The following is a 15,353-nucleotide window of genomic DNA, read 5'->3' on the forward strand; positions in this document are numbered from 1 at the left end:
CATCTTTGAAAAATAGCTGGCTATCGAATTAATAGCCGCTTTCAATGATTCGCGACGCCTAAACCTGCCGCCGCGAATGCACAAAATGATGTGCCCTCATCTCCAATGACTACAAAGCGCGCGCACAGTTCTAAAAAGTTGAAGCACCGTGATTACCCGGTTTAGAGCATTCGCCTTCAGGCTTCATCCTTGAGTTTGAGCAACGGCTCCTGGAACCGCAGCAAACGACCGGCATTACCCAACACCAACAAAGTGCTGAGGTTATGCAGCAACGCCGCAATCATCGCCCCGGCAGCGCCGAGCCAGCCGAACGCGGCGAAGGCCACGATCGCCAGGGTCCAGCCCAGTCCGATAATCACATTGACCTGCAACGTCTGACGGCACTGACGACTCAGGCGCACGCAGGTGCCGAGGCGGCGCAGGTCACTGCCGATCAACACGATGTCAGCCGAAGCCAGGGCGATGTCTGCGCCGCCGGCACCCATGGCGACACCCACCACGCCAGCCTTGAGGGCCAGGGAGTCGTTGATGCCATCGCCGACCACCATTGGCCGGAAGCCGCTGTCGATTTCCTTGAGCACGCGGTTCAGTTTGTCTTCGGGCAGGGCTTGCGCTTCGACGTCACTGATCCCGACATCCCGGGCGAGTGTCTGTGCGACGCTATGGCGGTCCCCCGTGAGCAACAACTGACGGCCCAGACCCAGTTCACGCAACTCACCCAAGGCAAACTGCGCCTCGGGTTTGACGCTGTCGGCCAGCAACAGCCAGGCAAGAAACTCCCCGTTGAGCGCCAGCCCTGCAATCGGACCGTCGTGATCGGGAACCGCCGTTGTGCTGATGCCCAGTTGCGCGAACAACTCCGGCCGGCCGAGCGCCGCTTCACCCTGCCCGGTCATCGCCACCACGCCCAGGCCCTGGCGTTCATGAATGTCAGAAAGCAGCAGGAAATGTTCCTGGGTCACCAACCCCGCGAGCGCACGGCTGACCGGGTGACTGCTGGCCGAGCCGAGGCTGGCGGCGAGTTTCAGGACATGGCTGCGATCCTCCAGCGGACTGTCGATGGATTGCAGGCGCAAGGTGCCGAAAGTCAGCGTCCCGGTCTTGTCGACCACCAGCGAAGTCAGGTCCGCCAACTCTTCAAGGAACGCAGAGCTGCGGATCAGAATCCCGTGCCGCGCCGCCACGGCCACCCCGGCAATCGCCGTGGCCGGTGCCGACAACACCAGCGCACAAGGACAGGCCGCCACCAACACCGCGAGCATCGCTTGAGCGTTGTTGGTGATGAACCAGGTCACGGCGGCCAGCAGCAACACCAGTACCATATAGCTGCCGGCGTAACGCTCCAGCAGACGGGTGATCGGCGGCTTCGAGCGCTCGGCGTTTTGCATCAGGGCGATGACTTTGCCCAGGGTCGATTCATGGCCGGTGCGGGTCACTTCGATTCGCAGCAGACCGTCAAGGTTGATCGCGCCACCGAACACCGTCATGCCGACGCCGGCCTCCATCGGCACGGATTCGCCGGTAATTGAGGCGGTGTCCAGACTGGCCTGGCCGGCTAACACCCGGCCATCCGCCGGCACCCGGTCCCCGGCGCGCACTTCGACCAGATCGCCGGCCTTGAGCGTGCCGTTGTCGACTTCGATGATGGAGCCGTCCGCCTGAACCTTGCGTGCGTGGCTGCGCGTCAGTTTGCCGAGGGCGTGAATCGCTTCCTGGGAACCGATCACGCTGCGCTCCTCCAGCACGTGTCCGAAGATCATGATGATCGGCAACAGGGCTGCCGTCAGCAGATCCCCGGTGGCCCAGGCACCCAGCATGGCCAGGGCAATCAATTGATCCGTGATGCCGTGCAGGCTTGGATAACGCAGGCTGTACCAGGCCGAGCGCATGACCGGCACGGCGACCAGCACCGAGGCAAAACCCAGCAGCAGTTGACTGACGCCACTCTGCTGCGGCGCCAGCCAATGCCAGATCAAACCCAGCGCGAGAAGGCCCAATGCGAGCATGGCCAGGGTCAACTGGCGCGCGGCGCGGCGCTGTTCGGTCGACGACAACAGGCTCGGTGCGGCGGCGGTTTGAGCGGTCATTGTGCAGCTCCCTGAATGATCAGGCGGGAATCGTCTTTGGGATCGACCGTCGTGACCGATCCGGCCTGGCCGAGAATTTTCGGCATCCGCTCGCGATAGATGCGCAGCAACATTTGCGGGTCGGTACCTTGCTGCTGAGCCTTGGCCAGGCTCAACACAGTGGCGGTATCAGCAGACGCTTTGGCCAGTCGTTCACTCGCCTGGGCATGGGCCACCTGCAGCGTGCGGTCGGCTTGCTCGTTGGCGGTCTGCGTTAACTTCTCGGCATCTGTGCGTGCGTTGGCGACGGCTTTATCGGCTTGCTGGCTGGCCGTCAGCACCGCGTTGAAGGCGTTGACCGCAGGACTGGGCAGACTCGATTGCACATCGACCCGCGCCACTTCGATCCCCAAACCCTGCCCTGTCGCAGTGAGCTCAGCCAAGCGCTGGTTAATGCCCTGCACCAGATCACCGCGCAAGCGCTCGCGTCTTTCCGCCGCCTGGCTATCGGCTCCAATCAACTCCGGGCGAGCGACCAGAATAGTGTCCAGATCCCGTGCGGCCGTGAGCGCCACGGCACTGCGGGTCACCAGCCGATCCAGTGCCGGCAACACATGTTCGCCCTGAAGCACGAACGCATAGGGCTCAGTGACTTTATAGAAAACCCGCACATCGAGTTGCACCACCCCGGCGTCCCCCGTTAACAGATAGCCGGAGCCTGCTAGGGCATCGCTGATCGGTGTGGCAAAACTGGCCACGCGATCCGCCTGTATCGCGGCACCACTGCGCAACAAGTTTTCCACTCGACGCTCGATCACCCGATCCGCCGCGGGCAACAAAATCACCTGCTCGAACGGTTGCGGCCAGGCCAGTAACAACCCTGCATTCTGAATGCGATCCAACGCGCCGAAATGCAAAACGACTGCGCGATTTTGCGGATCGATCTGCCGCACATTGGAAAACGCCCACGCCAACGCCGCCAACACCGTCACCGCGTAGAGGGCAATAAACGCCAAGCGCCCGGCCTGAATCCAGGGACTGCTCAACTCATTTGTTCCACGTGGAACCAAACTCATGGCTGCGATCCGGACTTGTTGTCGAGGCTCGGCGGACCGTCAACCAACACCCGGAACGGTGCAGCATCGGTGCGCAGAATCAGTTTGGTCCCCGGCGTCACTACCGTGCCCAAGGTGTCGAGCGAGCGCAGCAGGTTGTAGAGCTGCGGCGATCCCGCGTAGGCGCGACCATAAATCTGTGCCGCTTCGACGCGTGATTGCGCTTCAATATCCGCGGCTTTCACTGTGGCATCGGCCTGCACAATTCGTGCATCACGCTCGGCGGCGGAACGAATTTGTGCAGCTTCACGCTTGCCGATGGCCGTGCGTTCAGTGGCGATGGTTTCACGCTCGGCACGCATCCGGTCGACAGTCGCGGTGAGCGTCACCGATGGCAACGTCAACCTCTCGATACCAACCTGCAACACACGCACGCCATAAGTGGTGAGCAGCTGTTGATCGATTTGCTTGCGCAGTTGGGCTTCGAAGTCGGCGATGCGCACTTGGCTGGCATCGGTATTCACCAAATTCGCCAGATCAAAACTGCTGGCGGTGGTCTCCAGTGCGGAACCGACAAAGGTGCGAATCTGCCGCGCTGCTTCATCGGGCTGGTTCTGCACTGCACGCATGAAACGTTGCACATTGTCCGGGTCGCCCTGCACCTGCCACGCCACATAAGCCTGAACGATGATGCGCAAACCGTCCCGCGTGCCCACGTCCTGCAAACCGCTGGAGGTGGTGCGCAGCCGCAGATCCACCGGGATTGCCGCCTCGAACGGCGCCGGCCAGCGCCAGCCCAGCCCCGGCTCCAGCAAGACTCGTGAAGGGTTGCCGAAGCGTGTGATCACCGTGGCCTCACCCGAACGCACCTGCACCAGGCTCGCGGCAGCGACAGCAAACGCCACCAACAAAGCAGCCCAACCCATGCGGCGCCATGGAAACGGTCCGGCCTCCTGAGGATCGCCATGATGGTGATGATGGTGATGGCCGTGGTGGTGATGCCCGCCATGGCCGTGATCGTGGCCGCTGTGGTCATCGTGATCGTGTGTATGGGACTGGCTCAATTGGCAGCTCCTGGCTGAGCGGTTTTACGCGACGGCGCAGGGTCAACCGGCAGCGTGAAAGTACGGAGGTCGATGGTCGGCGCATTGCTGCTGCCGCCCAGACGATGATCGAGAACCAGCAATTTGGCGTTGACCAAACCCAGGGACAATTGACTGAAATACTGCTCCAGCACAAAGGCCTGGCCAGCGCTGGCATAGGCTTTTCGCTCGGCATTGAATTTCAGGTCCGCTGCCTGGGCGCCGGCATTGATTTCCCGCGCGCTGGCTGTCGCTTGATCGCGGGCGATACTGGCCTGCAACTGCGCCTGGTTGGTGGCCTCGGCAGCGGCGCCGCGTTCACGGGCGATCAAGGCTTGCGCACCAATCTGCGCCGCTTGCACGCCGTGATAGGCATTGGCAGCACCGGCCGGAGGGTGAATCGCCTCGACCACCGTGGCGAGAATTTCCACGCCGCTGTCGAGTTTTTGCAAGTCAGCCTGGACGGCACGACCGATTTCTTCAGCCAGCCCTACCCTGTCCTCGCCCAGCAAACCGTCGAGGGTGCGTGAGGCGAAGTCGTGAACCAGAATTCGGCTGGCGGTGCTGCGAATCAACATCGGCACATCGGCACTGTTATAGGTCGCGGCCAACGCCGCCTCATCGCTCAGACCGATGCGATAGACGAAGCGCACGTCCATGTTGACGATCTGAAAGCTCTGCTTGTCGGCTCGACTGCTGGCGATCACCTGGGATTTGTCGTTCACATGGCTGGCGTCCCACAAGCGATTGGCAATCGCCGGGGCCGGGCCTTCAGCAGGGTCGGCCTGAGCGGGGGCCGAGGTTTCGCCAATACTGGTGGCCAACTCGTGAACCACGCCATTCTCGACGCTCAACACACGGCCCAATGGCCACGGCAAACCCATATGCAAACCCGGGCCAAACACCTCCACCGGCTTGCCGAATCGTTCGTAGATGCCACGCCCTTGCAGCGCAATTTCGTGAATGCCAGTCAGCGACCAGCCAACGAGCGAAACCACCGCCAATACCGGCAGAAACGCCCGACGCATGTAAGTGAAGGCCCAGATCTGCCGCAGATCGATGCCGAAGCGGTTATGCAATTCGTGCTGCAACGCCAGCAAGGGCTGTGGTGGCCAGCGCAGCATGTCGGCGACAAAACTGCGTGCCAGCAGCTCCGGTTCCAGGCGTTCGCGGCGCGGACTGAACAATGACAACACCGCGCGCAGCAACAGTTCTGCTGCCACCAACCCCGGCAGCAGTCCGATCAACACCGCCAGGCGTACAGGCCATACCGAGGTTTCATCGGCAAACAACAGGCAAAAAGCAGCGAGTACCAGGCTGATGATCGCCACACGCGTCAATTGCGCCAACGCGGCGGCTTCCGGCCATTGCGCAGTGTTTTCCTGCGCCAGATGGCGCTCCATCACCAACAGACCGAACGCCAACAGCAAGGAGCACGCCGCCCCGACAGTGGCTGCCAGGCCCAACGCTGCCGGGGGCAACGTGAGGTTCCAGGCCTGTTCGACACCCACCAGCGCCAACACGGCCCAACCGCCAAGCCACAGCGTCGGCGCGCCTATTTGCCTGAGCAGGTGCTGCGATTGCCGGCTGATCCGGTCCAGCAAGCGTTCATACCACCCCGAAGGCGCGACAGATTCGTCGACAACGCCCTCCGGCACCACGGGATTCATTGCGCGGGCACGCCACTGGGCCACCCACCAGGCCGATTGCGCACCCGCCATCAACACCACAGACGCCGCGCTCAGGTTCAGCAGCAACGCTGGCCACAGTGTTTGCGAAGAAAACAGCCAGGCAAAAGATGCCAGCAGCACACCTACCGTCGCGAGTATTCCCGCACCGATGGCGAACTGGCGTAACCGTCGCCCTTGTATGACCGCCTGCTGAAAGCGCGGCAACCCGGCTAACGGCGCTTCATCAACATCGAGATCGACTTGCATACCACCCCAGAGTGTCTTCGCTAACATTGCAATTCGTTACGATATAACGAAAATGGTGAAATTTCCGTATTCAAGCGCGCCATCTAAAGATGCCCAGCCTGTCGCGTACCTGAAGCCTTGACCGAAATGCGGCAGAACGCACATATTACGTTCGTAATTTTATCCAGGAACTACTTTTACCCATCCCTTCCCCTTTCGATCCAGGAGTACATCCATGAGCACCTATGACGTTGTGATACTCGGCGGTGGCACCGGCGGTTACAACGCGGCGATCCGCGCCGGACAACTGGGTCTGAAAGCCGCCTGCGTGGAAGGACGCGCCACACTCGGCGGCACCTGCCTGAACGTCGGCTGCATGCCATCCAAGGCGTTGCTGCATGCCTCCGAACTTTACGACGCAGCCATGGGCGCGGAATTCGCTAACCTGGGGATCGAAGTCAAACCCAGTCTCAACCTCGCCCAGATGATGAAACAAAAGGATGAAAGCGTTACCGGGCTGACCAAGGGTATCGAGTTTCTTTTCCGCAAAAACAAAGTCGACTGGATCAGAGGCTGGGGCCACATCGACGGACCGGGCAAAGTCACGGTGACCGATAGCGCCGGTGGCAAGACCGAACTGAGCGCCAGGGACATCATCATCGCCACCGGCTCCGAACCCACTCCCCTGCCCGGCGTGGACATCGATAACAAACGCATCCTCGACTCCACCGGCGCCCTGGCGCTGACCGAGGTGCCCAAGCATCTGGTGGTGATCGGCGCCGGCGTGATCGGCCTGGAGCTGGGTTCGGTATGGCGGCGCCTGGGGGCGCAGGTGACCGTGGTCGAGTTCCTTGACCGGATCTGCCCCGGCGTGGATATCGAAGCCGGCAAAACCCTGCAACGCTCCCTGAGCAAGCAAGGCTTGAGTTTCAGGTTGAGTTCGAAAGTGACCAGCGCCACCAGCTCCGCCAATGGCGTTCAGCTCAGCATCGAGCCTGCCGCAGGCGGTGCTGCCGAGTTGCTGGAAGCCGATTACGTGCTGGTGGCCATCGGACGCCGACCTTATACACAGGGCCTGGGCCTGGAAAACGTCGGCCTCACCACGGACAAGCGCGGCATCCTCGCCAACAAGGGGCATCGCACCGAAGCCGCCGGGGTCTGGGTGATTGGTGACGTGACCTCAGGTCCCATGCTCGCGCACAAGGCCGAGGACGAAGCCATGGCCTGCGTCGAGCAGATCGTCGGCAAGGCTGGCGAGGTCAACTACGACCTGATCCCCAGCGTGGTCTACACCAAACCGGAACTGGCCAGCGTCGGCAAGACCGAAGAACAGCTCAAGGCTGAAGGCCGGGCGTACAAGGTCGGCAAGTTTCCCTTCACCGCCAACAGCCGGGCGAAGATTAACCACGAAACCGAAGGCTTCGCCAAAGTGCTGGCCGATGAGCGCACGGACGAAATCCTCGGCGTGCATCTGGTTGGCCCGAGTGTCAGTGAAATGATCGGCGAGTATTGCGTGGCCATGGAATTCAGCGCCTCGGCCGAAGACATCGCCCTGACCTGCCACCCACACCCGACCCGCTCCGAGGCGTTGCGTCAGGCGGCGATGAATGTGGAGGGGATGGCGACGCAGATGTAAGGCTTGAAGAGTTGCAGTGACTGATCTATCGCCTTCGCGAGCAGGCTCGCTCCTACAGGAACAGCGCAAACCCTGTAGGAGCGAGCTTGCTCCGGGCGGCGTTCCGACGATGCAAACGACTCGGTCTAAAGCGGCAAATGCTCCAACGGCAACGCCCCCGGTGCCTTCACGGTGTGAATCGCAAAGTTGCTGCGGATGTCGCTCACACCCGGCAGCTTCAACAAACGCCCGGTGAGAAACCGGTCATAAGCACGCAAGTCCGGCACCACCACCTGCAGCAGAAAGTCCGACTCCCCTGACACCAGAAACGCCGAAATCACCTCGGGCAATGCCGTCACCGCCAGACGAAAGGATTCGGCTTGTTCGTCGTTATGACGCTCGACCTTGACCCCGACAAACACCGTCAGCCCCAACCCCACTTCGTCGCGATCCAGATTGGCCTGGTAGCCGCGAATAACCCCCGCCTCTTCAAGCATCCGGACCCGGCGCAAACAAGGCGATGCCGACAGGCCGATCTCGTCTGCCAGTTGCACATTGCTCAGGCGACCGTCCCGTTGCAGTGCCGCGAGAATCTTGCGGTCGTAGGCGTCAAGTTTCATGGTTTGGCAGATCCCGATGGTTCAAGCGAAATAAAGTGGCAGATTATGCCAATACAGACTCCGATAGAAGCTGACAACGCAAGCACCTGCCCCACCCTCCGGCCCTAGACTGGCACGACCGAATCGACAACGAATGGGGTGCAACATGCAAGGGCTCTGGCTGTTTTTCATGGCATTGGCAGTGGTCTATCTCTTGCCGGGGCCTGACATGATCCTGCTGCTGCAGACCGGTGCCCGCCAGGGCAAAAGCGCCGCGCTGGCCACGGCAGTGGGCCTGGGCATCGCCCGCGGTTGTCATGTGGCATTGGCGGCGCTGGGGCTGGCAGCACTGTTCAAGGCTGCGCCCTGGACCTTCGACGTGGTGCGCCTGGCAGGCGCCGCGTATCTGCTGTGGATCGGTATTCAGTGCCTGCGAACCACGATGCTGCCGAGCTTGACCAACACCGACACAACCGGCGAAAAACCGCGCTGGGGCGCAGCCATCCGGCGTGGACTGTTGACCAACCTGCTCAACCCCAAGGCACTGTTGTTCTGCTCGGTGCTGCTACCGCAATTCATCAATCCACAGGCCGGGCCAGTGCTCGGGCAATTTGTGACCTTGGGCGTGGTGCTGGTCGGCGTTGGTTTGCTGTTCGACAGCACTTACGCCCTGGTCGGCGCGGCACTCGGCCGGTGGCTGCAACGCAGCCCCTCTGCCCAGCGCTTGCAGCAATGGTTGTTCGGTAGCCTGTTGATCGGTTTCGCCGTACGGCTGACCTTCGTGCAACAGGCTTGAACCTTACTGCGCCTTGCGGCGGCGATTGAACCAGAACAGCGCGGCTGCCGCGACCGCCAGTACGCCACCAATCTGTAACAGTGTCTTGTACGGCCGCAAGGCCGAACGCGCAGCGTCGGTGACTTGAGTCACGTAGCGTTTGTCGGCGTTCTCGAAGTCGGGATACGGGCATTGGTGGCCGAAATCGGCGGCCCATTCCACGTAAGGCCCTTCTTTGACATAACGCTGATAAATCGCACTTTGCTCCTCAAGGCTGCTGTTCCACCCCGACGCTTCGCACAGCACCGCTGCAAATGCCTGGCTGGTGTGAGGCAAGTTATCCGCGGCCTTGCTCGCCAGCGCCGTGGCCACGAAGCGATAGTGGTAACGCCGATCTGGCTGGGCAGCGCTGGCCTGCTGACGCTTCACTTCGTCCTCGGCCACCAATGGACCGACTTTGAGTTCGGCGTTTTCGAGAACGAAGTTACCGCCGAACGTGGCGTAATCCGGCGCCGTTTCATAGCCCAGAATGTCCATGCCCCACTCGCGCGCCGTCCAGGCCGCATTGAACAGCGCGGCGGCGCGACGGGTCGGCCACCAGGCTGAATCAGCCGCCAGACGTTGCTCGCCATACAGCCTGGCCTTGTGCCGCAAGCCGTCATTATCGAAGTACGCTGGCGCTTGCTCGTAATGCCCCTCGCGCAACAAACGCCGGCCCAGCAGATTGCGCAGGCTCGCCGCCACCGGCAAGGGCACGTAATTGTCGCGGTCTTGCTGGCTGAGCGGCGGCGGGGCCGGCACTTGTGTGTCGACGTAGTGCTTGAGTTCTTCGAGGGTCAACACGCGCTCGGCGACGGTGGCGGCGTCGAACCAGTAAATGCCTTTGCTGCGATACAGCTGATCGAAGGCCTGCAGGTAGTCCCCGCGTTGCAGGGCCAGGATCGCACTTTCACCCTCGACCCGGCATTTGGGTTGAAGTGTTTCATAATCGAAGTCCGGTGTCCGTCGCTCGCCCCAGGATTCATTCTGCGGGAAGGCCTGGGCTGCTTTGGCATAGGCTGCGGCGGCCGCGTTTTTATCGCCCTCGCGCACCGCCAGTTTTGCTCGCAGCCACCAGGCCAACCCGCCATCGCCGGCATGTTCGAGGAAAGCCTTGGCGCTGGCGTAATCGCCCTGTTGATAATTCATCGCCGCCAGGCGGTCGGCGTTTTCGAGACTGCCGCGGGTGCTGTTTTGCAACAGCTTGATCATTTTTTGTTCGCTTGGTGGTTGATCGCCAAACGACCAGCCCAAGCGGCTGATCAACGACGCGGTCACTAACTGCTGCACGGGCTGGCCCTTGAGCAACTCGGCCACTTGATCCTCCGGCAGCGTCATCAGGTCCGCCATCAATAGCTTCAGCGATTCGTAGCCCACCGCAGAACCGTGCAGACTCTGTGTGGTGTACAGCTCAATGGCGCTGTTCCAGTCGCCGGAGGTACGCGCCACCCGGGCTTCTTCACCGAGGCTGGCGACACCCAGTTCCAGCGGATCGCTGAAGCCGTCGATGCTCAACTGCCTGGTTTGCTCAAAGGCCTTTGCGGATTGTTTGAGCAGATCTGGAGTCGCATCGGCTTCGGTGCTCATGGCGAACAACGCGCGCCCCAGCGAGTAAGCCGCCCAGGTGCTGCGCGAGGCCCGTTGCTCGGCGGGCAAGGCCAGCACTTTCTTGAAATACCCGGCGGCCAAGGCAGGATCACCCGTACCAAATGCCACGGCGCCCGCCAGGTACAACCTGAGCTCGGGCGTCAATTGCGCTCCTTCGGTTTCAACCTGATGAGCATCCGTCAGGCTGCGCAGGTGTTTCACCAACACTTGTTGCTCAGCGGAAAGTCCTGCCTGCTCGGCCTGATCCCGTTGCGCTACAAGGTCAGGTTCATCGCTGTAGTTGGCGCCAGCAGTGACGTTCTTCAAGCCGTTGATGGCGTGGCCGAGGCGGCTGATTTCAAAGCTGAAGTTGCCTTCCGGCAGTTCCGCCAGCGACTGGCCACGGTTATCCAGCAGGCGCATGGGGAAGTCCGGGCCGCAGGCCAGCACCGAACCCAGCGGCAGGCTGAGGCTCAGACAAAGCAAATGACGCGGCCAGTTACGGGTGAACATTCGAACCTCCTTGATCAATTTGTGCACAGCGAGCCCAACCAATGGCACGCTGCCCGCCGGCCGGTATTCGGCCATCGCGCAGGCGGGTGAAGGTAAGCAGATCCGGACGCTGTTGCAAAGCATAACCGGCCAAGGCATCGGCACCCTCACAGCCGCTGACCGCCAGTGTCAGGCGCTCGGGCCAGGCGCTGTCGAGATTGCCCTGGTTGCTGATGCCGATGTCATAGAGGCCTTTGTCGGCCGAGAGTTTCAGCGTCAATCGACTGTCGAGGACATCATCGCGAGCCACGGCACGCAAGGTGGTCAAACTCCAGGCCCGACGGTCGTTGGCCAATGGCAGGCGAAACCAGATCAGGCCCGCCAGATGTTCGGGTGGATCTGCACGCAACTCGCTACCGAGGGTGCGCAACGACAGCGGATCGGCGAGTAATTCCCGGCGCAGGCCTTCGCGCTCCAGCGTCACTTCGCTTTCCACAACCGGTGCGCCGTCCACCGATGGCAGCAACGCCACGCCATAGGCCGGCAGCGCCAGATAGAACGGTTTCGTCGTGATACGGCTCCAGGCCTTCGCCCATTGCCGGGCCTGATCGGCATCAAACAAACCGCGACGCGGATCACTCACCGCGTGCACCTGCAGCACGCTGCTGTCGACGGTGGATAACAGCGCCGGCAGTTCACGACTGTCGAGCCAGGACGGCAATGCGGTGATGCTCAGGGGCAGCGAAGTCGGCAACGCTACGCGCAAATGCGCCAGAAATTCGCGGTACGCCGGTAGCCGGGCGTTACCGGCGTCGTGGTCGATTTCAATGCCAGCAAGGTTCACCCCTTGCCCCTGCCAATCGCTGATCACTAGCCGGATTTGCGCTGTGATCTCATCCTGATCGAGCGCATTGAGCTGCCCATCCAGGCGCACCACCGCAATTACCGGCCGACCATCGCGCCTGAGCAATACCGGATCAATTCGGGCCCGACTCCAGCCCGCGTTGGGAAAGGCCTGCAAGGCCAGCACCCGCAACGTCGAAAAATCGGCGCGGCTGTCCCTGAGGGCGGCGTCGTGGGCCGGCGTCCACTGCCGCTGCCAGATGTAGAGTTGCTGATCCAGCGGCGGTGCGTCGTGCCTTTCGCATCCGGCGGTCAGCACCAGCGCCAGAAGCAAGGCGATCGAGCGAGTGAAAAAAACCATTGAAACGCCTGTTCCTGAAGTGCAGAAAGGGCCTCTGCGGCTAATGCCGATCCTGTAGCAGCTGGCGCAGCCTGCGTCCGGCTGCGCAGCAGTCGTAAATCCGGCTTGCACGATCTCTCTGACGTACCGCGAACTCTGATTTTACGACTGCTGCGCTCCAGCACCAACGGCTGCGCCCCCTGCGCCGGAATCGCACAGCAAATCAGTACGTGTCCGTCATCCGGCACCTCGGCTGGCGGCAGTGGGTAATGCACCTGACCGCTGACCAGCCGCGTCTTGCAGGTGCCGCAGGAGCCACCCCGACAACTGAACTCCGGACGCAGGCCCCGGCTTTCCGCCAACTCCAGCAAACTGCCGCCCTCCGGCTGCCAGCGAGCCTCCTTGGCCGAGCGCTGGAACACCACGGGTACGGACGTGGTGGCGGCTGGCGGTTGCTCGATGACCACCGCATCGGGGTCCGGACGCCGGCGCAAGGTCGACGGGCCGAAGGTTTCGGCATGAATCCGCGAATCGCGAATGTCCAGTTCGCGAAGGCCGTCGTACAGCGCCTGGGTAAAACTTCCGGGGCCACAGACGACAAAATCCAGCTGATCGTAATCCTCGACCGTCAGCAGATCCTTGAGCAGCGCGACGTCGATCCGTCCACTGAGGTCGAAGTCCTCTCCTTGCACCGCCTCGGCTTCCGGTTGGCTGAGCAAACGCACCACCCGCACCGCGTCACCGGCGTCCTCGAGCAAGCGATCCAGTTCCCGGCGAAACGGCTGGTCGGCCTGCGTGCGCGAACTCTGGATAAACCACGTCGGGCGGATACGGCGGGTGCGCAATCCCTGGTAAACCACCTCGCGCAGCATCGACAGCAGCGGCGTGATACCCACCCCGGCCGCCAGCAACACCAGTGGCCGACGCTCATGGGGCGCCACGGTGAAGTGCCCTTGCGGTGCCCGCGCCTCCAACAGGTCGCCGACACGAATCTGCTCATGCAAATGCGTAGACACCCGCCCGTCACGCTTCACGCTGATGCGGAAAAAATCATCGGACGGAGCGCTCGATAAACTGTACGTGCGGATATGTACTTCGCCGTCAATGTTGAAGCGCAGGGGCAAATGCTGCCCGGCCTGAAACAGTGGCAAGCCGGCTCCATCGGCGGGCTCCAGGTATATCGAGCGAATGCTGTGGCTTTGCGCTTCAATCCGCGTCACCCGCAACGGCCGCCATTGATCGCCCAGGGCCTTGGCCTGCAAACGCGCCGTGGCCTGCTCCCAGGTGCCGGTGAGCAAACTGGTGGGTGAAACGCCGTCGAAACGCCAGCGCAACGCCAGGGCGGCGGGGCGACGAACCACTTGCTCGACATCGATTGTCCACAGACGCTCGGCCCCCTGGAACGCCTCGACCTGAGGGCCCTCCAGAATGATTTCAGTACGCCCGCTGAGCTGCAGCAAATCACCACTATTGAAATCGATGAACAACAATCCCGCCCGGGGATTGAGCAGCAGGTTGCCCAAGGTGTTGAAATGCAGGTTGCCGGCGAAATCCGGAATGGTCAGGCGATTGCCTTCCACCTGTACGAAACCGATCTGACCGCCACGGTGAGACACATCCACCGAGCGCTCGCCGTCGACATCCACATAACTGGCAACGAAGAACGTGTCCGCCTCGGCAATCATGGCTTTGGCCGCATCATCCAGCCCGCTGAAATGCTGGACGACACGCGTCGAGGGGTCGGCCAGCGGCACCGAGTGAAACTGGCGCAACTGAATGTACTGCGGGCAATTGCCGAAGGACTGATCCACCGTCACCGCGAAACCGCCTGTGGTCATGGCGCGGACATGCCCGTTGATGCGGTTGCGACGACGGGTGTGCAACTCGATGCCCAACAGGCCGATGGCCGAGCCGTCGCTCAACTGCGCGGGATCATCAAAGGTCGGCAGGCTGCGAAATTGCAGCAAGCCCGGTTCTGGCGAGTGTGCGAAACCGGGCTGGCCTTCAAGGATGCTGGCCCAGGGATGACCGTCGGCATCCACCGCTCCGTACAGCATGAACGGCAATTGCTGATAGAAGGTGCGATGCTGGTCCGGCATCTCGCTGCGAATCACCTTACGACCGAAAACTTCCATTCGTTCGGCAACGCCTACATGCGCCTGCAATTGTTTCTCGCCGGCATGCCAGGGTGAACGGTCCATATGGCTTCTCCCCTGCGCCAGTGGCGCAGAACGGTACGGCCCGGCAACTCCGGGCCGCCAGCATCAGGCAGTTTTTTGCAGACCGGCGACGGTGCGCGGCATGCCGACAAAACCCGGTAAGGCTTCGATGCGGGCCAGCCAGGCGCGAATATTGGCGTACTCGTCCAGCGACACATTGCCCTCGGGCGCATGGGCGATGTAGCTGTAGGCCGCGACGTCGGCCACCGTCGGCTCGCTGCCAGCCAGATACGGCGTATTGGCCAGTTCGTGATCGATCACTTTGAGCACGGTGTGGGCGTAGGCAATCACTTCTTCAGCGTTGTAAGGCGCGCCAAACACGGTGATCAATCGTGCCCGGGCAGGGCCGAAGGCAATCGGACCGGCAGCCACCGATAACCAGCGCTGGACCTTGGCGGCCCCCAACGGATCCGTCGGCAGCCAGCGACCATTGCCGTACTTTTGCGCCAGATAAACCAGAATCGCATTGGAATCGGCCAGCACCACGCCCTGGTCATCAATCACCGGCACCTGACCGAATGCATTGAGCGCAAGGAACGCCGGTTGCTTGTGTTCGCCCTTGGCGAGGTCAACGAAGATCAATTCGGTCGGCAATTTCAGCAGGGACAACATCAACTCGACACGATGAGCGTGGCCGGAACGCGGGAAGTTGTAGAGTTTGATCGCTTGCATGGTCGACACCTCAGGTCAGTGGTGCTGTTCAGGAGAGAGCAGCGCCGATGGGG

The 15,353-nt window shown here is 61.9% G+C and carries 10 protein-coding genes and 1 pseudogene; 2 read left to right on the forward strand and 9 right to left on the reverse strand.

Translation table 11 applies throughout. The features are described 5' to 3' along the window. Positions 1–176 precede the first annotated feature (176 nt). Genes AB4Z35_RS06900 through hflK (AB4Z35_RS06915) form a run of 4 tightly spaced genes read right to left on the reverse strand, consistent with a single transcriptional unit; the run spans position 177 to position 6,140 of the window. The gene (locus AB4Z35_RS06900) at positions 177–2,087 is read right to left on the reverse strand and encodes a cation-translocating P-type ATPase (protein WP_442096422.1); all 1,911 of its coding nucleotides are present in this window, start codon (positions 2,085–2,087) and stop codon (positions 177–179) included. Next, complete coding sequence (gene hflK, locus AB4Z35_RS06905) at positions 2,084–3,142, reverse strand: protease modulator HflK (RefSeq protein ID WP_442096423.1); 1,059 nt, start codon at positions 3,140–3,142, stop codon at positions 2,084–2,086. Before hflK (AB4Z35_RS06905) ends, AB4Z35_RS06900 begins: the two co-directional genes overlap by 4 nt. Then, positions 3,139–4,185: a protease modulator HflC gene (gene hflC, locus AB4Z35_RS06910; RefSeq protein ID WP_442096424.1), complete on the reverse strand. Its 1,047-nt coding sequence runs from the start codon at positions 4,183–4,185 to the stop codon at positions 3,139–3,141. The genes hflK (AB4Z35_RS06905) and hflC overlap by 4 nt, the downstream gene beginning before the upstream one ends. Continuing rightward, entirely contained in the window at positions 4,182–6,140 is a 1,959-nt protein-coding gene (gene hflK, locus AB4Z35_RS06915) for a protease modulator HflK (protein ID WP_442096469.1), read from the reverse strand. The genes hflC and hflK (AB4Z35_RS06915) overlap by 4 nt, the downstream gene beginning before the upstream one ends. Positions 6,141–6,354: 214 nt before the next feature. Here hflK (AB4Z35_RS06915) and lpdA point away from each other — a divergent pair, with 214 nt between their 5' ends. Continuing rightward, complete coding sequence (gene lpdA, locus AB4Z35_RS06920; RefSeq protein ID WP_442096425.1) at positions 6,355–7,755, forward strand: dihydrolipoyl dehydrogenase; 1,401 nt, start codon at positions 6,355–6,357, stop codon at positions 7,753–7,755. A 125-nt stretch (positions 7,756–7,880) separates the two neighbouring features. Here lpdA and AB4Z35_RS06925 read toward each other — a convergent pair whose 3' ends face one another. Continuing rightward, positions 7,881–8,354: an Lrp/AsnC family transcriptional regulator gene (locus AB4Z35_RS06925; protein WP_085723574.1), complete on the reverse strand. Its 474-nt coding sequence runs from the start codon at positions 8,352–8,354 to the stop codon at positions 7,881–7,883. Positions 8,355–8,499: 145 nt separating this feature from the next. On the opposite strand from AB4Z35_RS06925, the gene AB4Z35_RS06930 reads away from it, so the two are divergent. After that, a complete protein-coding gene (locus AB4Z35_RS06930; RefSeq protein ID WP_442096426.1) occupies positions 8,500–9,129 on the forward strand; it encodes a LysE family translocator in 630 nt (209 codons plus the stop codon). Between the two features lie 3 nt (positions 9,130–9,132). Here AB4Z35_RS06930 and AB4Z35_RS06935 read toward each other — a convergent pair whose 3' ends face one another. From AB4Z35_RS06935 to AB4Z35_RS06950, 4 genes and pseudogenes are all read right to left on the reverse strand, one after another. Beyond that, on the reverse strand, positions 9,133–11,247 hold the full coding sequence (locus AB4Z35_RS06935; RefSeq protein ID WP_442096427.1) for a hypothetical protein: 2,115 nt from the start codon (positions 11,245–11,247) through the stop codon (positions 9,133–9,135). Continuing rightward, complete coding sequence (locus AB4Z35_RS06940) at positions 11,234–12,430, reverse strand: DUF3142 domain-containing protein (RefSeq protein WP_442096428.1); 1,197 nt, start codon at positions 12,428–12,430, stop codon at positions 11,234–11,236. The genes AB4Z35_RS06935 and AB4Z35_RS06940 overlap by 14 nt, the downstream gene beginning before the upstream one ends. Before the next feature lie 155 nt (positions 12,431–12,585). After that, a pseudogene (locus AB4Z35_RS06945) lies at positions 12,586–14,610 on the reverse strand (pyridoxamine 5'-phosphate oxidase family protein); the annotation flags it as partial. A 63-nt stretch (positions 14,611–14,673) separates the two neighbouring features. Beyond that, entirely contained in the window at positions 14,674–15,300 is a 627-nt protein-coding gene (locus AB4Z35_RS06950) for a glutathione S-transferase family protein (RefSeq protein WP_442096429.1), read from the reverse strand. Positions 15,301–15,353: the final 53 nt, after the last annotated feature.

The sequence above is a fragment of the Pseudomonas sp. KB_15 genome, from assembly GCF_052114525.1.
GTDB lineage: Bacteria > Pseudomonadota > Gammaproteobacteria > Pseudomonadales > Pseudomonadaceae > Aquipseudomonas.